Source organism: Dietzia aurantiaca (genome assembly GCF_021033825.1).
In the GTDB taxonomy this organism is placed as follows: Bacteria; Actinomycetota; Actinomycetes; order Mycobacteriales; family Mycobacteriaceae; genus Dietzia; species Dietzia aurantiaca.
The window spans coordinates 37,616-59,697 of sequence record NZ_JAIFXZ010000018.1; the positions used below are offsets into that span (position 1 = coordinate 37,616).

The 22,082-nt window shown below is 69.8% G+C and carries 20 protein-coding genes; 10 read left to right on the plus strand and 10 right to left on the minus strand.

From position 1 onward, the window contains the following. Positions 1-72: 72 nt before the first annotated feature. A complete protein-coding gene (locus K3888_RS15805) occupies positions 73-666 on the minus strand; it encodes a maltokinase N-terminal cap-like domain-containing protein (protein ID WP_230931243.1) in 594 nt (197 codons plus the stop codon). A gap of 230 nt (positions 667-896) precedes the next feature. Here K3888_RS15805 and K3888_RS15810 point away from each other — a divergent pair, with 230 nt between their 5' ends. Next, a complete protein-coding gene (locus K3888_RS15810) occupies positions 897-1,388 on the plus strand; it encodes a hypothetical protein (protein ID WP_230931244.1) in 492 nt (163 codons plus the stop codon). Between the two features lie 327 nt (positions 1,389-1,715). Here K3888_RS15810 and K3888_RS15815 read toward each other — a convergent pair whose 3' ends face one another. From K3888_RS15815 to K3888_RS15835, 5 genes are all read right to left on the minus strand, one after another. Next, entirely contained in the window at positions 1,716-2,615 is a 900-nt protein-coding gene (locus K3888_RS15815) for an alpha/beta fold hydrolase (RefSeq protein ID WP_230931245.1), read from the minus strand. 284 nt (positions 2,616-2,899) lie between these two features. After that, complete coding sequence (locus tag K3888_RS15820; protein ID WP_230931246.1) at positions 2,900-3,361, minus strand: Rv1443c family protein; 462 nt, start codon at positions 3,359-3,361, stop codon at positions 2,900-2,902. 22 nt (positions 3,362-3,383) lie between these two features. Continuing rightward, on the minus strand, positions 3,384-4,616 hold the full coding sequence (locus K3888_RS15825) for an AI-2E family transporter (protein ID WP_230931247.1): 1,233 nt from the start codon (positions 4,614-4,616) through the stop codon (positions 3,384-3,386). 23 nt (positions 4,617-4,639) lie between these two features. Further along, a complete protein-coding gene (locus K3888_RS15830) occupies positions 4,640-6,001 on the minus strand; it encodes an alpha/beta hydrolase (protein ID WP_230931248.1) in 1,362 nt (453 codons plus the stop codon). Next, positions 5,998-6,759, minus strand: coding sequence for a phosphatase PAP2 family protein (locus K3888_RS15835; RefSeq protein WP_230931249.1), 762 nt, complete (start codon positions 6,757-6,759; stop codon positions 5,998-6,000). Before K3888_RS15835 ends, K3888_RS15830 begins: the two co-directional genes overlap by 4 nt. Before the next feature lie 211 nt (positions 6,760-6,970). Here K3888_RS15835 and K3888_RS15840 point away from each other — a divergent pair, with 211 nt between their 5' ends. From K3888_RS15840 to K3888_RS15850, 3 genes are read left to right on the plus strand one after another with little or no spacing between them, the layout of a single operon-like run. After that, positions 6,971-9,235: a catalase gene (locus K3888_RS15840; RefSeq protein WP_230931250.1), complete on the plus strand. Its 2,265-nt coding sequence runs from the start codon at positions 6,971-6,973 to the stop codon at positions 9,233-9,235. 44 nt (positions 9,236-9,279) lie between these two features. Beyond that, positions 9,280-9,807, plus strand: a complete 528-nt coding sequence (locus K3888_RS15845) for an SRPBCC family protein (protein WP_230931251.1) — start codon at positions 9,280-9,282, stop codon at positions 9,805-9,807. 37 nt (positions 9,808-9,844) lie between these two features. Continuing rightward, positions 9,845-10,654 carry an alpha/beta fold hydrolase gene (locus tag K3888_RS15850; protein ID WP_230931262.1) on the plus strand — a complete coding sequence of 270 codons (810 nt, stop codon included), beginning with the start codon at positions 9,845-9,847 and terminating at the stop codon, positions 10,652-10,654. A gap of 7 nt (positions 10,655-10,661) precedes the next feature. On the opposite strand, the gene K3888_RS15855 is transcribed toward K3888_RS15850, so the two are convergent. Together K3888_RS15855 and K3888_RS15860 are read right to left on the minus strand one after the other, a co-directional pair. After that, positions 10,662-12,080, minus strand: a complete 1,419-nt coding sequence (locus K3888_RS15855; RefSeq protein WP_230931252.1) for an MFS transporter — start codon at positions 12,078-12,080, stop codon at positions 10,662-10,664. Positions 12,081-12,246: 166 nt separating this feature from the next. Continuing rightward, entirely contained in the window at positions 12,247-13,212 is a 966-nt protein-coding gene (locus K3888_RS15860; protein ID WP_230931253.1) for a TIGR03620 family F420-dependent LLM class oxidoreductase, read from the minus strand. Positions 13,213-13,330: 118 nt separating this feature from the next. Between K3888_RS15860 and K3888_RS15865 the strand changes: the two genes are divergently transcribed. Further along, positions 13,331-14,617 carry an acyl-CoA dehydrogenase family protein gene (locus tag K3888_RS15865; RefSeq protein ID WP_230931254.1) on the plus strand — a complete coding sequence of 429 codons (1,287 nt, stop codon included), beginning with the start codon at positions 13,331-13,333 and terminating at the stop codon, positions 14,615-14,617. A 228-nt stretch (positions 14,618-14,845) separates the two neighbouring features. On the opposite strand, the gene K3888_RS15870 is transcribed toward K3888_RS15865, so the two are convergent. Together K3888_RS15870 and K3888_RS15875 are read right to left on the minus strand one after the other, a co-directional pair. Continuing rightward, positions 14,846-15,901 (minus strand): sensor histidine kinase, encoded by a 1,056-nt coding sequence (locus K3888_RS15870; RefSeq protein ID WP_230931255.1) that lies wholly within the window; start codon positions 15,899-15,901, stop codon positions 14,846-14,848. 92 nt (positions 15,902-15,993) lie between these two features. After that, the gene (locus K3888_RS15875; protein WP_230931256.1) at positions 15,994-16,749 is read right to left on the minus strand and encodes a response regulator; all 756 of its coding nucleotides are present in this window, start codon (positions 16,747-16,749) and stop codon (positions 15,994-15,996) included. A 104-nt stretch (positions 16,750-16,853) separates the two neighbouring features. On the opposite strand from K3888_RS15875, the gene K3888_RS15880 reads away from it, so the two are divergent. From K3888_RS15880 to K3888_RS15900, 5 genes are read left to right on the plus strand one after another with little or no spacing between them, the layout of a single operon-like run. Then, positions 16,854-17,003 carry a hypothetical protein gene (locus tag K3888_RS15880; RefSeq protein ID WP_230931257.1) on the plus strand — a complete coding sequence of 50 codons (150 nt, stop codon included), beginning with the start codon at positions 16,854-16,856 and terminating at the stop codon, positions 17,001-17,003. A 5-nt stretch (positions 17,004-17,008) separates the two neighbouring features. Then, positions 17,009-18,502: a multicopper oxidase family protein gene (locus K3888_RS15885; protein WP_230931258.1), complete on the plus strand. Its 1,494-nt coding sequence runs from the start codon at positions 17,009-17,011 to the stop codon at positions 18,500-18,502. Positions 18,503-18,541: 39 nt separating this feature from the next. Next, entirely contained in the window at positions 18,542-19,168 is a 627-nt protein-coding gene (locus K3888_RS15890) for a YdhK family protein (RefSeq protein WP_230931259.1), read from the plus strand. A 34-nt stretch (positions 19,169-19,202) separates the two neighbouring features. Next, complete coding sequence (locus tag K3888_RS15895; RefSeq protein ID WP_230931260.1) at positions 19,203-21,341, plus strand: heavy metal translocating P-type ATPase; 2,139 nt, start codon at positions 19,203-19,205, stop codon at positions 21,339-21,341. After that, positions 21,338-21,934, plus strand: a complete 597-nt coding sequence (locus K3888_RS15900; RefSeq protein ID WP_269075277.1) for a CueP family metal-binding protein — start codon at positions 21,338-21,340, stop codon at positions 21,932-21,934. The genes K3888_RS15895 and K3888_RS15900 overlap by 4 nt, the downstream gene beginning before the upstream one ends. Positions 21,935-22,082 lie beyond the last annotated feature (148 nt).

Here is a 22,082-nt window from a genome sequence, read left to right on the forward strand (position 1 = left end):
TGCGCGCGGCGGGGCCTGGTCGGTCGGTGCGGCGCGGTTCGAGCGGCGCAGCGCCGCGCGAGGAGTCGCCGATCAGTCGACGACGACGAGGACCGCCGTATGGGAACCGTCCACGTCCTGCCAGGTCCCGCTGAGCGTGCCGGGCGAGCCGATGAGCGGGCAGTCCGCCTCGGCGTTGTTCTCCTCGGAGAGCACACGGATGACCTGCGGGGTGTCGACGCCCTCGGCCGGGCCGTCGCCACCGCCGCGGATGTTGACCGGCGACGGGGTGATCGCGCCGTCCTCCATCTGCACGTGGTCGGCCGCGGTGTCGCGATGGCTGATCACCCGCCGCACCTCGGTCTTGTAGACGGGGTCGGCGGGCGCGTCGTACACCCAGCGACGGCCGAGGACCGAATGCTCCATCGTGCCGACCAGGGAGTCGGCGGCACCGTCCAGCTCGGCGCCGCGGTAGGTCACGGGGACGTGGAAGGTGTTCTCGCCGTCGGACAGCAGGAACGACTCCATGCCGACCTCGCCGGCCGGGTCGACGAACCGGTACGCGGTCACCTGCTCCAGGCGCTCCGGGTCACCGTCGAACCACGACTGGTGGCGAACCCACGACCGGAGCAGGTCGAGCTTGCCCGGGTCGAGGACGGCGTCATAGATCTCGGCGGTTCCACTCATGCGCTAAGAATCCCCCACGATGCGCGGTCCGGCAAACAGATAGGCCGCCGGGTGGGTCGGTGAAGAAGAATTCCCCGGGCGGGCGTTCGCGCTGTCCACGGCCATTGCACGCCCGGCCAGGGTCGGCTTGGATGTGAGTACGGTCACTGCGCTGCCGCGCGAAGCTCGATACCGTCGCCGCCATACCCCCGGGGATGCTCCCTGGTGGCCCCGATGGAAGGTGACGCACGATGAAGAAGACCATTGCCGTGATCGGCTCCGCCGCCGCCCTGTCCTTCGCCGGTGCGGGCCTGGCCGCCGCCCAGGACGTCGACACTCTCGATGACGACACCGGCGCCCCCCAGGGTGTGCAGGTCGAGACGACCCAGAACGACGACGAGCCCGGTGACGGAGAGAACGGGAACGACGACGAGGTCGACACCCCCGAGGAGGTCTCCGATATCGCCATGCAGCTCTGCGGCACCATCTCGGCCTACGACTTCCTCGGCTCGGCGGGCAGCTTCCTCCCCGGCCTCGAGGGCGAGGAGTGCGAGGCCAACGCCGACGCTGCGGTCGAGGCCGCGATGAGCGGCGACATCGGTGGCGCGCTCGACATCCTGCGCGGCATCGAGGCCGAGCTGCCCGACGGCGACGACGCCGTCGACACCGGCTCGGCCGGCCTCCTGGACGGGTTCGACTCGCTGAGCGGTGCCCCCGAGGGTGACGCCGAGCCCGCTGCCTGACCTCTTCGGTGAGGTGATCACCTGAGGTGATCGCCGCCCGGCGGATGCACTGAACCCCGGCGCCCGTGAACGCACGGCGCCGGGGTTCTTCCATGCCCAGACCAGCCTGATCCATCCCACCCGACATACCCGGCCTGCACCGACCCGGCGTGACTTGCGCGTCGGGAATGCCCGCCCGAGCCAGAGGTACGCGTCCGGAATGCCGCATACAGGACGCGTAGGTCAATGGTTCCTCGGCAACGAGGACGCGCAACCCGGCCGGTGTGCAGGGCCGACGGGCGAGCGGAGGTGGGCGGTCGGGGTCGGGCGGGCGGAGGCGAGCCGCGCTCAGCGCTGCGGCGCGCCCGCCGAGACCAGTTTTCCGAGCGCCTCGTGGCCGATGTACCCGGGCTCGGTGGAGGTCATGAAGTCCAGGAGAACCCGCTCGACCGCGGCCGGGTCCTCGACGTGCGGGTAGTGGCCGACGCCCGGGATGATCGCCAGGCGGCTGCCCGGGATCGCCTCGTGCGTGGCGTGCCCGTGGGAGACCGGGATGATCGGGTCGCGGTCGCCCCAGATCAGCTGGACCGGCAGCTGCCCGGCCAGGTGGAACCGGTTGGCGGCGGACACGGCCTGCCCCGTGTTGTCGACCACCGCGCGCAGCGTCTTGAAGAACGCCCGCCGGTGCCCGGGCCGGCCCAGGGACTCGAACGCCGCCCACGACTCGTCCATCGCGGCGGCGCGGATGCCCTTGTCCTGGAAGAAGCGGCGTACGGACTTGCCGGCGCTGACGAACACCGGCGCCGCGACCCCGGTGAGCAGGAGTCCGGCACCGGGGACGGCGAGCATCCGGAGGATCCAGCTGACCTCTTTGCCCAGGCCGCCGCTGTCGATCAGCGCGATCCGCTCACAGAACTCCGGGTACTGGTAGACGAACTGCAGGGCGACACCGCCACCGAGCGATTGCCCGATGATCGTGCACCGGGTGACGCCCTTGACCACCAGCAGATCCCGGAGCGCCGAGGCCATGGAACCGAGCGAGTAGTCGTCGAACTCGAGCGAGCTCTCACCGTGGCCCGGCAGGTCCGGGGCGATCACATGGAAATGGTCTTCGAGGCGGGGGATCACCTCCCGCCAGGTGTTCGAGCTTCCGGCCATCCCGTGGATGAGCAGCACCGCCGGCTTGCCCTCACCGGCGCCCGCCTCTCGATAAGCCAGTTCTCGGCCGTGAATCATCGTGGTCTGCATGGTCACACTCCCTTGAGGGAGGCACTCCGCGCCGTATCTCGTCGCAAGGACTGCCTGGGACCCATTCTGCCCCGTTCCCGCGCCGCCATGCAGTTCTCCCCATCACACTCCGGGCCTGGTCGGGCTGAGAAGTTCCCGCAGGTCAGCAGCATGCAGCGTCACCTATCGGATGTCACGCCACCTATCTGATCCCGTAGGTGGCGCGCGATCGGATAGGCGGCGTGCAATCCACTAGGTGGCGCGCGATCGGATAGGCGGCGTGCAATCCACTAGGTGGCGCGGGATCAGGCCGCCGGCCCGAACGCGCGCGCAAGCCGACGGTGCCGGTGCGAGAACAACGCGCCCACGACCGCGCGCACGACCGGCCCGGGCAGCAGCGCGCGGGGCTCGGCCCGCAGGGTGTCGGTGACGCGGGTCGAGCCGCCCGGGAGTTCCTCGAGTGCACGATGGTGCTCCCACACCCGGCACGAGCCCAGGCTAGAGCGCTCACAGAAGAACCGCGGCTCCTCGAGTTCGACGATCACCAGATCGTCGAACTCCACCGGCAGCAACCCGGCCAGCCGGATCCACGCCCGCCCGAGCGGCCGCCCCAGAGGCACGTCGGCGATCGACCGGCCCTCCAGCGCGGCCGGGAAACGCATGGTCAGCACCGGGCCGAACTCGTGGGCCACGCCAGCCGCCGTGACGACCCGGGCCCACACCTGCTCCCGCGGGGCGGCGACGACGCTCGAGCGCACCACCTCCACGGCCCGCACCCGGCCCGCCCCGTCAGCGGCCCGCGGGCCCCGAGCCCGAATCCGCGCCCGACTCCGCGCCGGTGTCCGTGCCGGGGGTGGGGGCCTCGTCGTCGTCATGCTCGTTCTCGTGGCCGTGCTCGTGGATGTGCGGGTGATCGGGCCCGGACAGGTCCCCCAACGACGGCAACACGCCCGGCCCGGTGTCCCGGTTGGCCAGGTACCTGACGATCGAGTTGGCCATCGCGGTGATGGGCACCGCGAACAACGCGCCGAGGATGCCGAACAGGTACGTACCGCCCGCCACCACGAGGATCACCGCCAGCGGGTGCAACGCCACCGCGTGGCCCATGAGCAGCGGCTGCAGCACGTGCGACTCGGTCAGGTGCACCACCACGACGATCGCGAGCATGATCAGCGCGACGCCCAGGCCCCGCTCCACCAGCGCGAGCAGCGTGGGGATCAGCCCGCCGACGAGGGTGCCCACGATCGGCACGAACGAGGCCAGGAACACCACAACGACGATCGGGATGACGAAGGGCACCCGCAGGACCAACGCGCCGATGCCCACCCCGGCGGCGTTGATCGCGGCCACCGCGAGTTGCGTGCGGGTGTAGGCGCCCAGGCTGGTCCAGCCGTGGCGGAACGCGATGTCGAAGTGCTCGCGGCTCGCGGCCGGCATCCAGCGGACGAAGAACATCCACAGCTTCTCACCCTGGTAGAGGAAGAAGAACAGCGAGACCAGGCAGATGAGTGCGCTCGCGACGGTCTCCACCGCGGTGTGCCCGACGTGGACCGCGCCCGTGGCCAGCAGGTCGGAGTGGTGGGTGAGCCAGCCGCGGGCCTGATGCACGGCCTGCTCGAGGCGGTCGGCGGTGAGGTGGAGCGGCCCGTCCTCGAGCCACCGGATCGCCAGGTCGGTGCCGGAGGCGATCCGATCGCGCATCCGCGGGACCCCCGAGGCGAGCTGGGAGGCGACCAGGGCGAGCGCGGCGACCACCGCGGCGAGGACCCCGACGACGACGACGACGGCTGCCAGCACCCGCGGCACCCGGCCCGGGATCCGGTTGACGAGGGGCCTGAGCATGGCGGCCAACAAGACCGCGATCGCCACCGGGCCGACGATCAGGGCCAGCCGGCCGATCCCCTCCCCGATGAGCCACGCGCCTGCGGCGATGAGCAGCAGGCACACCGACCAGGCCGCGGCCAGACGGACCGGGTACGGAAGGTGGTCACGCGCGATGCGGACAGGGGCCTCTGTGGTCATGAAGAGCAGCTTAGGCGGGGCGCTCAGACGATGAGCCCCATTCGCCGCGCCAGCCACGGCAGCTCCAGTCGCAGGCCCTCGGACCACACGGCGTAGCTGTGCCCTCCGGGCAGTTCGGCGTAGCGGACGTCCGCACCGGCCCGCATCGTGGCGTCGTGGAGCGCGCGCACCCCCGGCCCGTACTCGGTGTCGTCGGAGCCCACGACGAACGCGCCGGCGAGGTCCGGGAACGGGCGGCTCGCGAGCAGGTCGGCGGGGTTCGCGGCCCGGAACGCCTCCGGGTCGCCGCCGAAGAAGCGGGCGACGGTCTCGGCGCGCGTGCCGACGGTCGGCTCCGCCTGGGCGGACATGGCGAGGAAGTTCGGGTAGACCTCCGGCTCGGTGAGCGCGAGCTGGAGAGCACACGTCCCGCCGAAGGACAGCCCGCCGATCGCCCAGGCCCCCGGGTCCTCATCCACCTGCAGGGTGGCGCGGATCCACCCGGGGACGTCCCGGGCGAGGTAGGTGTGCGCGTTTCCCTGCGGCGAGTCCACGCACAGTGTGTTGGCCAGCGACGATCCGATCGGGTCGGCCACCACGATCACCGGGGCGAGTCCGGCGTGGTCGGCGGCGAACTCGTCGGCCACCACCGGTAGGCGGCCCGAACGGACCCAGTCCTCGGGGCCGCCGGGCTGCCCGGCCATGAGCACCAGGACCGGCAGAAGCGGCCGCGGCTCGGTGAAATAGGCGGGCGGCAGATAGACCTGGGCCGGGCGGGCCTCGAATCCCGAGGCGGTCCCCGGGATCGGGGTCTCGACCACCGCGCCGGTCCCCGGCATCCCCGACGGCGGTGTCCACACGGACTCGAGCGTGACCCCCGGCCCGAGGTCCCCACCGACCGTCGCCGCCGTGCGGCCGGTGACCTGCTCGAGCGACATGGTCCGGTACTCCCGCAGGCCCAGCAGCGTGCCGACCGAGGAGAACTCGGCGTAGACACGGTTGACGTGCCCGGCCGCCGCCACCACGACGAGCAGCAGGGCCACGACCGCGGCGACCGCCCGCCACGGTCGGCGAGCCCGTGCCTCCACCGCGGCGCCGCGGACCCCCAGCAGCACACCGAGCAGACCCACCCCGATCCACAGGTAGACCCCGGGCGGGATCGCGTCGGGGAACGGCCGCAGCACCTTCTCCACGAGCAGCGCACCGACGAGCGTGACGACGGCCGCGATGAGGACCGACAGCGGCAGCACCCGGGACCACCACCGGCGGGCTCCGCCGCCCGTCGAGCCGAGCGCGCCGAGCACCACCGCGCCCACGACGAGCGCCGCCCACACCGCGATGAGCCCGGGGACCCCGAGAAGCGGGCCACTGAGCGGGGTGTCGGCGGCCGCCTGCACCCAGGTCACGACGCTCCGCCCCCGGCCGGTCCCACTCCCTCGGGCGACCCGCCGACCGGTCCGACCCACGGCCCGGGGCGGCCCGCCCTACGCCGACGGGACGCACCGTCCAGCACCATCACGACGACCGTCACCCACAGCACCGCCACGCACCAGCCGGCGAGGATGTCGCTCGGGAAATGCACGCCCAGATAGATGCGCGACAGGCCCACCACGAGCACATACACCGCCCCCACGATGATCGCGGCCCACCGCCACCGGGTCGACCAGGCGATCACGACGAGGGACGCCGCGAGCGACATCGACGCCATGGCGTGACCGCTCGGGAACGAGTACGAGTGCTCCACCACCAGGTGCTCCCAGAAGTCCGGCCGGTCCCGTTGGAAGACCGCCTTCAACGCCGTGTTGAGCAGGGCCGACCCGATGACCGCGGCCGCGAGCAGGGCCGCATCCCGGCGACGACCACCCCACCACAGCAGCCCGGCCCAGACGACCGCGATGATCGGCACCACCACGAGACCGCCCAGTTCGGTGGCCGCCATCATCGTCGTCGTCACCACCGGCGACGCGCGCTCGTTAAGCCACACCATGATCGAACGGTCGTAGGGCAACGCACCGAAGGTCACCACGTCGGAGGCCAGGCTCACGAACACCAGCAAGGGCAACAGGAACATCAGTCCCGCAGCCGCGAGATGCAGCCAGGAGCGGGGCGGCGGCGCAGGTTCCGCGGGTGAGCCATGCGGGTCGGACAGGGACGGGGTCGGCACCTCACCGACCCTATTACCAGCGGCCCGCCCCGGGGGCGTGTCGGCGGGGCCGACGCAGAGTACGCCTCCCGACGTCCGTCCGCGACTGGTTGCGCGCCGCGGCAGGAGTGGCACAGTGACTCCCCACCGGGCCTGACCGGCCCGGCGTACACACGACCACGACGAGAACCGTCCCTGCCGCGCGAGCGGGTCGGCTCAGCGAAGGAGCATCGTGTCCGCCAAGAAGCCCGACCCCCGAAATGCCGCCGAGAAGCTCGTCGACAAGGCCGAGAAGGTCGCCGACGACCTCACCGACGCCCTCTCGCCCCGCGGCGACGTCGTCCCCGGCGCGCCCGGCTCGGAGCCGCCGAGCGTCGACGAGCCCACCGAACCCACCGATCCCCTGCCGCCCAAGCCGGACCAGAAGGGCGCCACCCCGCACAGCCCGACGGGCGCGCCGTCCAAGGACAGCGAAGACGCGCAGCGTCAGCAGGGCGCGTACCTCACCACCGCCCAGGGCGCCCGGTTGTCCGAAACCGACCACTCGCAGAAGGCGGGCCGTCGCGGACCGACTCTCCTGCAGGACCATCACCTGCGCGAGAAGATCATGCACTTCGACCACGAGCGGATCCCCGAGCGCGTGGTCCACGCCCGCGGTGCCGGCGCCCACGGGGTGTTCACGGCCAACGGCGCGGCGGCCAGCGTGTGCCGTGCGGGCCTGTTCGCGGAGGGTAAGGAGACCGAGGTCTTCGTCCGCTTCTCCACCGTGCTCGGCTCGCGCGGGTCCGCCGACACCGTCCGCGACACCCGGGGATTCGCCACCAAGTTCTACACCGACGAGGGCACGTGGGACCTGGTGGGCAACAACATCCCGGTGTTCTTCATCCAGGACGCCATCAAGTTCCCGGACGTCGTCCACGCCGGTAAACCACACCCGGACCGCGAGATCCCCCAGGCGCAGTCCGCGCACGACACCTTCTGGGACTTCGTCTCCCTGCACACCGAGGCGCAGTTCCACACCATGTGGAACATGTCGGACCGCGGCATCCCCCGCTCGTTCCGGATGATGGAGGGCTTCGGCGTCCACACGTTCCGCCTCATCAACGCCGCCGGCGAGACGAGTCTGGTCAAGTTCCACTGGAAGCCCCATCTGGGCGTGCACTCGCAGCTGTGGGAGGAGGCCCAGCTCGCCGGCGGCATGGACCCCGACTTCCACCGCCGCGACCTGGCCGACGCGATCGAGGCCGGCGCCCACCCGAGCTGGGACCTGGGCATCCAGGTGTTCCCCGACACCGTGGACTCCGACGGGGTGAGCGAGATGTTCCACGGCATCGACCTGCTCGATCCGACCAAGATCGTGCCCGAGGAGCTGGCGCCGGTGCAGGTGATCGGCACCATGACGCTCAACGGCAACCCCAAGAACTACTTCGCCGAGACCGAGCAGGTGGCCTTCCACCCCGGCCACCTGGTCCCGGGAATCGACGTGACCAACGACCCGCTCCTGCAGGGCCGCCTGTTCTCCTACCTGGACACGCAGCTCTCGCGCCTGGGCGGCCCGAACTTCGGGCAGATCCCCATCAACCGCCCGCACGCGCCGGTCAACGACATGCTCCGCGACGGCATGCACCAGACGGCCGACCACGTGGGAGTGGCCCCCTACCGGCCCAACAGTCTCGACGGCGGCTGTCCCTTCCTGGCCGGCACCGCCGACGGCGCCCTCGTGGAGGTGGCGCAGGAGATAGCCGACGCCCAGATCGAGCGTCGGGCGCCGGCCAGCTTCGACGACCACTTCTCCCAGGCCACCTTGTTCTGGGCGAGCCTCACAGAGGTCGAGAGGGAGCACACCGCGGCTGCATACACCTTCGAACTGGGCAAATGCTACGAGGAGGCCGTCAAGATCCGGCAGGTCGAACAGCTCGCGCATATCGATCACGGCCTCGCCACGACCGTCGCGCAGGGGTTGGGCCTACCGGCGCCGGCCGAGGTGCCGGTCGCCGAGGTCGTGACCAGCCCGGCGCTGTCACAGGTCGGTCGTGAGTGGCCGACCGACGGGCGGCAGATCGGGATCCTCGTCAACGCCGACTCCGACGTGGCCGCTGTCGCGGAGATCCAGCAGGCCGTGTTCGGGGCCGGTATGGTGCCGCTGGTGATCGCCCCCACGGGCGGCACACTCGGCGGCGATGACCCGGACGCCGACGACGCTCCCACGGTGACGATCTCGCGGACCTATCGGACGCAGCGTTCGGTGGAGTTCGACGCCCTCGTCGTCGTCGACCTCCCCGCCGACCCGCACTCCGACATCCTCATCAGCGAGATGTACCGGCACAAGAAGGCCCTCGCCACCCTCGTCCCGATCGACCGGTACGGCGAGTTCGAGATCAACTCATCCACCCCGGGCGTGGTCGAGGTCGGCGCGGCGGCAGACGTGCTCCCCGCGCTGACGCCACTGCTGGCCGCGCACCGGGCGTGGGACCGGCCGGACCCCGCGCGGGTCTGAGGGACGGTCTCCGACGGGCCGGTGCCCGGGGTAGCGTCGCCGACATGACGGACAGCGAACAGCACGGCTCGTCCCACGGCGATGCGAATCCCGCGTACCGGCTCGAGGCCCGGCGGGTCATCCCCGCTCCTCCGCAGGAGGTGTTCGCGGTGTTGTGCGATCCGGACGGACACGTGGCGATCGACTCCTCCGGGATGCTCCAGTCGGCCGAGGGCGCGCAGGTCACGGCGGTCGACGACCGGTTCGTGGTCCATATGGACCGCGAGTCGCTCGGCGACTACGACCTCGGGCACTACGACGTCACCGTGATCATCACCCGTTTCGATCCCGGCGCGGAGATCGCCTGGACCATCGACGGCGCCATCAAGCCCCCGATCGGCCACACGTACGGGTACCGTCTCATCCCGGTCGACGACGGCTCGGCCACCGAGGTCGTCAGCTACTACGACTGGTCCGAGGCGCACCCGGAGTGGCGCGACTCGGGTGTCCTGCCGGTGCTCGACGCGTCGGCGCTCAAAGCCACGCTCGGGATCCTCGAGCGGGCCGTCCGGAGGGGGTACGTCCGTGGTTGAGTCACGACCGAAGGAGATCTACGTCGAGCGTGGCGGCATGGAACTGCGCGCCGTCGACTCGGGACCGACGAACGGCGAGCCGGTCGTGCTCCTGCACGGCTTCCCGCAGCGCGCCTCCAGCTGGGACCGCGTCACGCCGCTGCTGCACGCCGACGGGCTGCGGACGATCGCGCTCGACCAGCGCGGCTACTGCGCCTCCGCCCGGCCCCGCGGCCGGCGCGCGTACCGGATCTCGGAGCTGATCGGCGACGTGATCGCCCTGCTCGACACGGCCGGCCTGGCCGACGCCCACGTGGTGGGACACGACTGGGGCGCCGCCGTCGCGTGGGGCCTCGCCGGCAACCACCCGGAGCGCGTCCGATCGCTGACCGCGGTCTCGGTCCCGCACCCGGCAGCGTTCCTCAAGGCGATGGTGGTCTCCGACCAGCTGCTGCGGTCCTGGTACATGGGCTTCTTCCAGCTGCCGCTGCTGCCGGAGCTGGTCCTCAGCTCGGCCGGGCCGCTGCCCGCCCGGGCGCTGGCCGGGATGGGGATGACCCGGGAGATGATCGAGCGCTACCGCGCGGAGATGGTCACCGACGGTGCCGTCCGCGGCGGCCTGGGCTGGTACCGGGCGCTGCCCTTCGCCTCGCCCCGAGGCGCGACCGCGCGGGTACGGGTGCCCACGACGTTCGTGTGGAGCGACAACGACGCGGCACTCGGCCGCGGCGGCGCCGAACTCACCGAGCGGTACGTGGACGCCGACTACCGGTTCCTTGAGATGAACGGGGTCAGCCACTGGATCCCCGACGAGCGGCCCGTCGAGCTGGCGGAGGCGATCGTCGCGCGGGCCCGCGACGCGGTCTAGGCGCGCGTCAGTCGTCGGATGCCCACGGCGGCGGGATCGCGGCCGCCACGGCCGCGGCCAGCAGGGCCATCGCCCCGCCGAACACCAGTCCCGTGCGGAGCCCGAGCTCGGAGGGGACGAACAGGCCCTCGAAGTCGGTGGACATCTGGGTCAGGATCACGCCGAGTACGGCCGCCGAGGTGGTGGTGCCGATCGACCGCATGAGCGTATTGACGCTGTTCGCCGACCCCATCTCAGTCCGCGGGACCGATGCCATGATCAGCGCCGGCATCGCCCCGTACGCGAGACCGACGCCCGCGCTGATAACGATGCCGGTGGTCATGACACCCCACGTGGAGCCCATGAGGAACAGTCCGGCGAAGTAACCGGCGGAGATGACGAGCGCGCCCAGGATCAAGGTGGTCTTGGGGCCGCGGTTGTTGATGAGTCGGCCGCTGATCGGGGAGACCGCCATCATCGCCAGTCCGGCGGGGGCGCTCCACAGGCCCATCGCGACCATCGACTGCCCCAGGCCGTGCCCGGTGGCGATCGGCAGCTGCAGGATCTGCGGCAGGATCAGCAGCTGCGCGTACAGTCCCATCCCCACGGTGACCGAGGCGATGTTGGTCATGAGCACAGGTCGACGGGCGGCCACGCGCAGGTCGACGATCGGCGAGCGGTGCCGCAGCACCCACAGGCCCCAGACCGGGAAGGCGACCGCGGCGAGCAGGAACAGGCCCAGCGTGAGCGGCGAGGCCCAGCCCCAGTCCGCCCCTTTGGACACCGCCAGCAGTAGCGCGACCAGCCCCGCTCCCAGGCCGAGCGCGCCGATCAGATCCAGAGTGCCGTCCGGCTTGGCCGCGGGAAGAGTCCTGAGCCGGACGGCCATCAGCAGCATGATCCCCAGGCCCATGATCGCCGAGCCCCAGAACATCCACTGCCAGGACCCGTACTGGGCCAGCGCGGCGGCGGCCGGCAGCCCGAGCGCGCCGCCCACCCCGAGCGAGGAACTCATCAGCGCGATAGCCGGTCCCAGTCGCGCGGGCGGGAGGATCTCCCGCATGGCCGCGATACCGATCGGGATCACGCCGATCCCTACGCCCTGCAGCGCGCGGCCGATGAGCATCGCCCACAGTGATCCCGAGAGAGCGCAGAGCACGGAGCCGAGCACCATGACCGCCGTGCAACCGATCAGGACGTACTTCTTCGGGTAGAGGTCCCCGAGGCGTCCCATGACCGGTCCCGCTACCGCGCCGGCGAGCAGGGTGATGGTCACGACCCACGAGGCGTTGACGGCGCTGGTGTTCAGGATCGAGGGCAGCAGGGCCAGCAGCGGGATGACCAGCGTCTGACTGAGCGAGACGACGATCCCGCCGAACGCCAGGACCACGACGAGGCGGTTGTCGTCTCGCCGGGCGGCATCCGCGCCGCGCACCTGTGCACTCATCCCGTGTCCTTCCGAAGCCCTTCGTCGGACATTACAGACAGGTGTTGAATCGGCCGAATACGTACGGTATCGACGTCTCACGCGTGCGCGCCCCTGGCCGGGCGAGCTGCCGGCGGACGGGCTCGCGCGCTCGACCTCGGTAGCGGTCCGGACCGCATCCCGCGCGTCAGCCGAGCAACGCCTGCGCGGCCAGACGCCAGTCCGCCACCGGCGGGACCAGCACATTCTCGCCCAGCACCTGCACGAGCACGCTCGAGGCACCCGCATCGAGATGCTCCTGCACCCGCGCCCGCGTGGCCTCCAGCCCGCGCGTGACCAGCGCCGCCTTGAGCCGGTCGCTGCCCCCGCGCACGTAGTCGGACTCATCGAATCCCTGCCGGGTCCACGAGTTCCGATAGTTCGGCAGACCCGTGTAGACGTTCAGGTGGTCGTGGGCGCGGGAACGCCAGAGCTCGTCGTCGTCGACCCCCTCGGCCACCACCGCGGCGGTCTCCACGACCAGGGCCGGGCCGTCGTCGGCGGTCCCGCCGAGGATCTCGCGCGCCTGGGCGGTGTGCTCGGGCAACGTCAGGTACGGGTGCGCGCCGGCAGTACGGTCCCGCGCCAGCTCCAGCATCTTCGGGCCCAGCGCGGCGAGCACGACCGGCGGCATCGCTTCCTCACCAGCGGCGAGCGCGCGCGTGCCGTCGAGTGCGTCGAGGTACTCGCGCATCGCCGCGAGCGGCCGACCGTAGAGGTGCCCGCGATGCCGCTCGACCAGTGGCGCGTGCGAGACGCCCAGGCCCAGCACGAACCGGCCCGGATGGAGCGCTTCGAGCGTGCGGGCGGCCGCGCCGGCTGCGGAGGCGTCGCGGCCGTAGATGTTGGCGATGCCGGTGCCGATCGCCATGCGCCGCGTCGCGCCGAGATACATCTGGGCGGCGATGAACGCCTCGCGCCCCACGGCCTCGCCGAACCAGAGCGAGCCCCAACCCTGGTCATCGAGCTCGCCGAGGACATCGGGGAGTTGTCCGGGCGTCAGGCCCTCGAGGGAGCCGGTCCACAGTCCGACGCGACCCAACTGGCCGCGGCCGGCGGGGCGGCCCGCGCTACTGGCGGTGGTGCTGGCGGTCGGGTCAAGGTTGCCACTCATATCCCCGAGTGTGCCGGACTTGGACGGCCGTCTGGGCCAAACGCCCGCGGCCACCACGGAGCCGGTCCAGACTGGCCGGGAACGTGTTGCAGAACAGCACCGAGGAGACGAGACGCCGATGTACGAGTGGTCCGAGACCGACCTGATGATCCGCGACGCCGTGCGGGCCTTCATCGACAAGGAGATCCGCCCGAATCTCGACGCGTTGGAGAGCGGCGAGATCCCGCCGTATCCGATCATCCGGAAGCTGTTCGCCGAGTTCGGGATCGACGCCATGGCCCGCGACAGCGTGGAGAAGATGCTGGCCCGGGAACGCGCGAAGGCCTCCGGCGAGGACGACGACAACGCCGCCCGCACTTCCGACACCGGGAGCGGTGGCGGCGCCTTCGAGGGCCAGGACTCGCTCATGGCCGTGGTGACCAGCGAGCTGGCCGGTGTGTGCATGGGCCTGGTGTCGGCGCTCGGGGTGAGTCTCGGGCTGGGTGCCACGACCATCATGTCGCGGGGGACGCTGGCACAGAAGGAACGCTGGCTGCCGGGGATCGTGACAATGGAGAAGGTCGCCTCGTGGGCGATCACGGAGCCGGACTCGGGCTCGGACGCGTTCGGCGGAATGCGGACCTACGTGCGGCGCGACGGCGAGGACTACATCCTCAACGGCCAGAAGACGTTTATCACCAACGGCCCGTACGCGGACGTGATGATCGTCTACGCCAAGCTCGACGAGGGCGGCGCGGGCGGTTCGTCCGGCGGCGCGTCTGCTGAGGACAAGCGCAACCGCAAGGTCCTCACCTTTGTGCTGGACAAGGGCATGGAAGGACTGACCCAGAGTGCGCCTTTCGCCAAGATGGGCCTGCACAGCTCCCCCACTGGCGAACTGTTCTTCAACGACGTCCGCCTGGGCCGCGACCGGCTGCTCGGTGAGTCCGAGGAGGGCCGCGGCGGGGACGGGCGCGAGTCGGCGCGGTCGAGCTTCACCGCCGAGCGGACGGGCGTGGCGATCATGGCGCTCGGGATCATCGAGGAGTGCCGCCGGCTGTGCATCGACTACGCGCGCGAGCGGACACTGTGGGGCCAGGAGATCGGGAAGTTCCAGCTCATCCAGCTCAAGCTCGCCAAGATGGAGATCGCGCGGATCAACGTGCAGAACATGGTCTTCCACTCGATCGAGCGTGCCCGGGCCGGAAAGCCGCTGTCGCTGGCGGAGGCCTCGGCCATGAAATTGTACTCGTCGGAGGCGGCCACGGACGTGGCGATGGACGCCGTGCAGCTGTTCGGCGGCAACGGCTATATGGCCGAGTACCGGGTGGAGCAACTGGCCCGCGACGCCAAGTCACTCATGATCTACGCCGGCAGCAACGAGATCCAGGTGACTCACATCGCCAAGGGGCTGCTGGCGCGTTGAGACCGTCGGTTTCCGTCGAGCGCTTTCCTCACCGTGATGTCGCGTCGTTACCGATAACCAAACCTTGTGACAAGCTGGCGGCCGGGGGCGTCCTCCGGTCGACTTCAGCGGCCGGACATCCGCTGTCGTTATCCGCTGATTCTGTAGCACTGGGAAGTGAGATCCACTGTCGGTACGAGTGCAGGGGGAAGCAACCCGTCAGATTGAGCGTCCGGCGTTGTGTGCGTTTCATTCGGCGGGTAGGTCGATGATGAATTGGGCGCCGTGGCCCGGGCCGTGACTGGTGGCACGGATGCGCCCTCCGTGTGCTTCGACTAATGCTCGGGTGATCGCGAGGCCGATCCCGCTGCCGCCTGCGGTGCGGCCTCGGGCGGGGTCGGCGCGGTAGAAGCGGTCGAAGAGGTGGTCGAGGTGCTCGGCGGCGATTCCGTCTCCGGTGTCGGAGACGGTGATGGCGACGGTTCCCGGGCCCGGGCGGTGGCTGCTGAGGGTGACGGTCCCGCCGGGTGGGGTGTGGCGCAAGGCGTTGTCGAGGAGGTTGGCCAGTGCCTGTCCGATGCGGTCGGCATCGACGGTGACTGCGACCGGGTCGATCTCACGCAGATGCAGGTGCACGCCTTTGTCGAGGTAGCGTTCGCGTGCTGCCTCGGCGGCAGTGGCTATGAGGGCGTATGTGGTGGTCGAGGTCGGGTGTAGTCGGGTGAGGTGTTCTTCCGCGTCGGAGACGGCGACGATGTCCGCGGCGAGGCGCTCGAGACGTCTGGTGGCCGCCCACAGCACCTGTCTGGTGGTCTCGTCGAAGGTGCGCACGCCGTCGTCGATGGCCTCGAGGTAGGAGTCAATGGCGGCCAGCGGGGTGCGCATCTCGTGACCGAGGTCGGCGAGCATCCGACGTCGGGTGACATCGGTAGCATCCAGACGTCGGGCGAGTTCGTTGACGCTGGTGGCCAGGTCGTCGAACTCGCGGCCGAGCTTCGGGCTGGCCATCCGAGTCGCGTAGTGCCCTTGGGCGATGTCGGCGGTGGTGGTGGTGACCATGGTGACCGAGCGTTGGACCCGGTGAGTGAGGTACCAGGTCGCGGCCAGTGCTAGCAGCACGGCGATGCCCACCGCGAGTCCCCAGGCCAGGATGATCGCGACGGTGAATGCTTCTTCGACGTGGGCGGCTTGGGTGGAGTTGTGGTCGATGCCGGCTTGACCGAGGTGATCATGGAAGATGCCCGGGGCCAGTGCGGAGGCGACGAGCCACGCGCTGGCTGTGCATCCGACGACCACGCTGGTCATCGCCAGCAGCAGTCGGGTGCCGAAGCTGACTCCGGCCGCGCGACCACGAGGCCGAGGCCGACCGTCGACTGTGTGCGGTGATGGGGTGGGCCTCATTGGCATGGTCCCATGCGGTAACCGACCCCTCTGACCGTGCGGACGTAGCGGCCCACGGCGGCGTCGTCGCCGAGTTTGCGACGCAGGTGGCCGATGTGGACGTCGACCAGGTGGTCATCGCCCACCCAGGTCGGGCCCCACACTGCGGCCATCAACTGTGCGCGGGTGACGACGATCCCGGGGTCGCGGGCCAGGGCGGCGAGGATGTCGAACTCGGTGCGGGTCAGATCTACGGTGGTACCACCGATGGTGACCTCTCGCCCGGCGGTGTCGATGGTCAGCTGGCCGATCGAGTGCACACGGGGTGATGTCTTTCCGCCGCCCTTGGCAGTGCCCTGCCGTGGTCGGCGCATCATCGCCTGAATCCGGGCCGAGAGCTCTCGAGGGCTAAACGGTTTGGTCATGTAGTCGTCTGCGCCAATAGACAGTCCGATCAGGGTGTCGACCTCGTCGGTCCGGGCGGTGAGCATGACGATGTAGGCGTCACTGTGGGTTCTGACCTGCCGGCAGACCTCGATGCCGTCCAGCCCGGGCAGGCCCAGGTCGAGAACGATCACGTCCGGGGCGATGCGGCGGGCCAGGTCCACAGCATTCTGGCCGTCACCGGTGATCGTGACGTCGAAACCGTCGCGCTCGAGATAGGAACCCACCAGATCGGCCAGGGGCTCCTCGTCGTCAACCACCAGCGCTCGCAACCCGGGGGAATCGGCGAGGCGCGGACGGCGGTCACCGGGGTCTTCGAGGAAGGTCATGCCCGTCATCTTCGCCTCACCGACTGGTGGCCCGTCACTGCGGTGGGGGTCTTGATCGAATCTTCACACGATCTCCACCGAAGCTGCCGGGATGCACGGTCACGATGGCCACTGAAGTCAGACGCGGGAGGTACATCATGGTCGGGTGGGGCGGGATGCTGCTCGGCGGCGTCGTCGTGGCCACCCTGTGGGCCTCGACGATGCTGCTGGTCACTGCGCTGTTCGGTGATCCGTCGGCGGAGTCGCAACAGTGACCGGGATGTCCCGGAGAGCATTTCTCCTCGGGTCGGCCCTGGCCAGCGCCGGGGCGATGGGCGCGTGTGGCCAGTCCCGGCCCTCGGGGGCGCCTGTGGCGGCATCGGACCCGGTGGTGGGCGATGTCGAGGCGCAGCGCCAGCGTGCAGGTCAGCGCATCGTCGACGCCCGCTTGTCCCCAAGTCCGGCGGAGGTGGACCTGGGTGGGATCGTGGTCGCCACCTGGGCCTACGGCCCGACCGTGCCGGGCCCTGTCCTGCGTGCCAGGGCCGGTGACCTGCTGCGCGTGCAGGTCGATAACCAGCTCGACGAGCCGACCAGCGTGCACTGGCACGGCATCGCCCTGCGCAACGACATGGACGGCGTGCCCGGCCTGACCCAGGAAGCGATCGAGCCAGGAGACCAGTTCACCTACGAGTTCACCGTTCCAGATGCCGGTACCCACTGGTACCACTCGCATTCCGGGCTGCAACTCGACCGGGGCCTGTACGGCCCGCTGATCATCGACGACCCGGCCGAACCGGGGGACTTCGACCACGAATGGGTGGTCGTTGTCGATGACTGGCTCGACGGTATCGACGGCACCCCAAACGACGCGGCCCGCGCATTGGGCATCGACACTCCGGGGCCTCGAGGTCGAGCAATGGGATCGATGGGCCACGGCCGGATGCACGGTGGTGGCCCGGGGCATCAGAGCATGAATTCCCGGTTGCTCGGCGCCGCCGGCGACGTCAGTTACCCGCACTTTCTGCTCAACGGGAAGGTTCCCGCCGATCCAGTCCGGTGGACCGCCAGACCGGGACAGCGGGCGAAGATCCGGTTCATCAACGCCGGCGCCGACACCTTTTTCCGCGTCGCCGTCGGTGGGCACACGATGACCGTCACCCACACCGACGGCTTTCCCACCACTCCGCACCAGACAGAGTCGATCCTGCTCGCCATGGGCGAGCGAGTCGACGTCCTGGTCACCTTGGCCGACGGGGCATTCCCGATCTTCGCCGAGGCTGAAGGCAAGAACGGCCACGCCTTCGCCATCGTGCGCACCGGTGCCGGCGACCTGCCCGCCAACCCCCGCCCCATCGAACTCGACCGGCCGGTGCTGCTTCCGGCAGACCTGACTCCGGCCCCGGCATCGCGCCTGACAGACCGGGGACACGACCGCTATCTCAGCGTCGACCTAGGCGGCAGCATGATGCCCTATCGCTGGACCCTCAACGGGCAATCCCATCCCGACACCACACCGCTGGAGGTCTCCCGCGGTCAGCGGGTACGGATGCGGCTGCGCAACATGTCCGACATGGCCCACCCCATGCACCTGCACGGTCACACCTTCGCCCTCGCCGATAGCGGGCTGCGCAAAGACACCGTCACCATCCGACCCATGCGCACCGCCGAGATCGAATTCGACACCGACAACCCCGGCCAGTGGGCCTTGCACTGCCACAACGCCTACCACATGGAGGCCGGAATGATGACCACCCTGTCCTACCTGGCCTGACCACCACTTTGCTCATCAACCCGAAAGGCGCTCCACCCCATGACCTGCACCACCATGCTGATCCCCGCCACCCTGATCGCCGCCACGCTGGCACTATCGGCCTGTACCGACAACACCGAGGACTCCCCGGCCGCGTCCATACCGGCAACCAGCACGTCCACTCCCGAGACAGGCACCGCCGACGCCTCACAGAGCCAGTCCGCCCATGGCGACCAGGGGGGTCACGATGGCATGGAACATCCCGCGGACGGCGGCCCGGTGCCCGAGGGCATGGCACAGTCCACCGATCCGACCTACCCGGTCGGCACCGAAGTCACGCTGACGGCCGACCACATGGAGGGCATGAACGGCGCCACCGCCACCATCGTCGGCGCCTACAACACCTACACCTACGCGATCAACTACACCCCCACCGACGGCAACGATCCCGTGCTCGACCACAAGTGGGTCGTCCAGGAAGAGCTCAAGGACGTCGGCGGCGACCGTCTTGACGATGGCACCGAAGTGACCGTGACCGCCAACCACATGCAAGGCATGGGCGGGACAACGGCGACGATCGCGTCCTCGACCGACGAAACCGTCTATGTCGTGGACTACGAAGCCGACGGGATGACGATGACGAACCACAAGTGGGTCGTCGAAAGTGAAATCCGGCCAGCGTCCTAGGCAACGGGATCCGGGCTGGAGGGACGGACAGACTATGAACGACCAGCACACCCACCACGGGACCACCGAGGCCCAGACCCGCGAGCAGGGCGGCCACCACACGCACGACGAGCACTCGGTACACCAGTCTCACGGCAGGCACGAGAACCATAGTGGCCACGACGATGCAGGCCATGGCGGGCACGGTGATCATGTCGGCCAGTTCCGGCGACTGTTCTGGATCACCCTCGTCCTGGCGATCCCAGTGGTGGCGTTCAACGACATGTTCGCCCACCTCATCGGTTACGACCTGCCCGACGCGGAGTGGGTGTGGTGGGTCTCCCCCGCCCTGGGCACCGTGGTCTACTTCTGGGGCGGCAGGCCGTTCTTGACCGGGGCCGTGTCAGAGCTCCGCGCTCGCCAGCCCGGCATGATGCTGCTCATCGGCCTGGCAATCACCGTGGCGTTCACCGCCTCCTGGGGCGCGAGCCTGGGCGTGCTCGATCACGCGCTGAACTTCTGGTGGGAACTGGCCCTGCTGGTGGTCATCATGCTGCTGGGCCACTGGATAGAGATGCGCTCACTGGCGCAGACCACCTCCGCACTGGATTCACTGGCAGCCCTGCTGCCGGATGAGGCCGAGAAGGTCGACGGCGAGAACGTCATCACCCTCGCCCCGGCCGAGCTGCAGGTCGGGGACGTGGTGATCGTCCGCCCCGGGGCGTCGGTACCCGCCGACGGGCGGATCATCGACGGCTCGGCCAGCATGGACGAATCCATGGTCACCGGCGAATCCCAGGCGGTCCGCCGCGAGATCGGCGACCATGTCGTCGCCGGCACGGTCGCCACCGACTCGGGCCTGCGCGTGACGGTCACCGCCATCGGTGAGGACACGGCGCTGGCCGGGATTCAGAAACTGGTCACCGACGCACAGGCCTCGTCCTCTCGCGTTCAGCGCCTCGCCGACACCGCCGCCGGATGGCTGTTCTGGTTCGCCCTCGCCTCGGCCGTGATCACCGCCGCCGTCTGGAGCGTGCTCGGCCTGCCCGACGCGGCAGTGGTGCGCACGATCACCGTGCTGGTCATCGCCTGCCCCCATGCTCTCGGCCTGGCGATCCCCCTGGTCGTGTCAATCGCCACCGAACGCGCCGCCCGCGGCGGCGTCCTGATCAAAGACCGACTCGCGCTCGAGTCGATGCGCACCATCGACGCCGTCCTGTTCGACAAAACCGGCACCCTGACCAAGGGCGAACCCACCGTCACCGCAATCGAACCGACAGACGGTCACACCGCGAACGAAGTACTCGCCCTGGCCGCTGCAGCCGAAAGCGGCAGTGAGCACCCTCTCGCCAGAGCCGTCGCCGGGGCCGCACGGGCCCGCGAACTCACCGTATCGACGGCGACCGACTTCTCCTCCTCCCCCGCCGTGGGCGTCAAGGCCACCGTGGACGGCACCGTCATCGAGGTCGGCGGCCCCTACCTCCTCGATCAGCACGGACGCGATGAACTCCCCGTCGCCGAGCAGTGGCGGAGCGAGGGCGCCATCATCCTGCACGTCCTCGCCGACGGCCGGGTCATCGGCGCGCTGCGGCTGGCCGACGAGATCCGGCCGGATTCCCGGAGCGCCGTGGACGCCCTGCACGACGCCGGGAACCAGGTCGTCATGATCACCGGTGATGCTCGGGCCGTGGCCGAGACCGTCGCCGCCGAGCTCGGGATCGACCGGGTCTTCGCCGGGGTGCGGCCAGAAGACAAGGCCGCCAAGGTCGCCGAACTGCAGGCCGAGGGCAGGAAGGTCGCCATGGTCGGCGACGGCGTCAACGACGCCCCCGCCCTGGCCCAGGCCGATGTGGGCATCGCGATCGGCGCCGGCACCGACGTGGCGATCGGCTCCGCCGGCGTCATCCTCGCCAGCTCCGATCCCCGCTCCGTCCTCGCGGTCATCGAGCTGTCCCGCGCGAGCTACCGCAAGATGAAGCAGAACCTGTGGTGGGCCGCCGGCTACAACCTCGCCGCCGTGCCGCTGGCTGCTGGAGTGCTGGCCCCGATCGGATTCGTGCTGCCCATGAGCGTCGGCGCCATCCTCATGTCCGCCTCCACCGTCGTCGTCGCCCTCAACGCCCAACTGCTCCGCCGACTCGACCTGCGCCCCGAGCACCTCACCACCATCAGGAAGCGAGAACACCAAAAATGATCACCACCCACCCCACACCCCGACGAACCGCAATCGCCCTCCTCGCCGCCGGCGCCCTCGCCCTGGCCGGCTGCTCACCCGCCAACGACCCAGCCCAAGAAGCAGCCTCGCCTCCAGCGTCCCTAGAGACCTACGGACTCGCCGACCTTGACGCACCCCAAATCATCGACAAACTCGACACCATGCCAGTAGCCGACAGACCGGCCGACCTCACCGCCTCGGTGCAACCCACCGAACTATCCCTGAACACCGGCAGTAAGGAACTCGCAACGCTGCCCATGCCCGACGACGAGTTCTACCTCTCGGTAGCGCCCTACGAAAACAGAACCCACTCCTGCCACTTCCACAGCCTGACCACCTGCCTCGGCGAGATGGCAGGCGAACAGGTCCACGTCACAGTCACCGACACCACCACCGGCCAGACCCTCATCGACGAGCCGCGCACCACCTACGACAACGGTTTCCTCGGGCTCTGGCTCCCCCGGGACATCACCGCCACTCTGACCATCGACCACGACGGCAAAACGGCCACCTCCCCCATCGCCACCGGGGACCAGGACCTCACCTGTCTGACCACTTTGCAACTCGCCTGAACCTGCGGCAGGCAAGACTCAAGACCATTGCGCCGGGCCCCGTCAGGCCATCCGCCGAGAACCAGACCTTATGAACCGCCCCAGGTTTCCCGCCGCCTCCTTTTCGAGTCGAGGAGGATGGCTGTATGCCGAAGAAGATCGATCCCGC

Excerpts from the sequence above, each read along its gene's own strand:
- K3888_RS15805 (WP_230931243.1), bottom strand. The coding sequence starts at position 666 with ATGAGTGGAACCGCCGAGATCTATGACGCCGTCCTCGACCCGGGCAAG.
- K3888_RS15810 (WP_230931244.1), top strand. The coding sequence starts at position 897 with ATGAAGAAGACCATTGCCGTGATCGGCTCCGCCGCCGCCCTGTCCTTC.
- K3888_RS15815 (WP_230931245.1), bottom strand. The coding sequence starts at position 2,615 with ATGCAGACCACGATGATTCACGGCCGAGAACTGGCTTATCGAGAGGCG.
- K3888_RS15825 (WP_230931247.1), bottom strand. The coding sequence starts at position 4,616 with ATGACCACAGAGGCCCCTGTCCGCATCGCGCGTGACCACCTTCCGTAC.
- K3888_RS15845 (WP_230931251.1), top strand. The coding sequence starts at position 9,280 with ATGACGGACAGCGAACAGCACGGCTCGTCCCACGGCGATGCGAATCCC.
- K3888_RS15850 (WP_230931262.1), top strand. The coding sequence starts at position 9,845 with ATGGAACTGCGCGCCGTCGACTCGGGACCGACGAACGGCGAGCCGGTC.
- K3888_RS15855 (WP_230931252.1), bottom strand. The coding sequence starts at position 12,080 with ATGAGTGCACAGGTGCGCGGCGCGGATGCCGCCCGGCGAGACGACAAC.
- K3888_RS15860 (WP_230931253.1), bottom strand. The coding sequence starts at position 13,212 with ATGAGTGGCAACCTTGACCCGACCGCCAGCACCACCGCCAGTAGCGCG.
- K3888_RS15865 (WP_230931254.1), top strand. The coding sequence starts at position 13,331 with ATGTACGAGTGGTCCGAGACCGACCTGATGATCCGCGACGCCGTGCGG.
- K3888_RS15870 (WP_230931255.1), bottom strand. The coding sequence starts at position 15,901 with ATGACCAGCGTGGTCGTCGGATGCACAGCCAGCGCGTGGCTCGTCGCC.
- K3888_RS15875 (WP_230931256.1), bottom strand. The coding sequence starts at position 16,749 with ATGACCTTCCTCGAAGACCCCGGTGACCGCCGTCCGCGCCTCGCCGAT.
- K3888_RS15880 (WP_230931257.1), top strand. The coding sequence starts at position 16,854 with ATGGCCACTGAAGTCAGACGCGGGAGGTACATCATGGTCGGGTGGGGC.
- K3888_RS15885 (WP_230931258.1), top strand. The coding sequence starts at position 17,009 with ATGTCCCGGAGAGCATTTCTCCTCGGGTCGGCCCTGGCCAGCGCCGGG.
- K3888_RS15890 (WP_230931259.1), top strand. The coding sequence starts at position 18,542 with ATGACCTGCACCACCATGCTGATCCCCGCCACCCTGATCGCCGCCACG.
- K3888_RS15895 (WP_230931260.1), top strand. The coding sequence starts at position 19,203 with ATGAACGACCAGCACACCCACCACGGGACCACCGAGGCCCAGACCCGC.
- K3888_RS15900 (WP_269075277.1), top strand. The coding sequence starts at position 21,338 with ATGATCACCACCCACCCCACACCCCGACGAACCGCAATCGCCCTCCTC.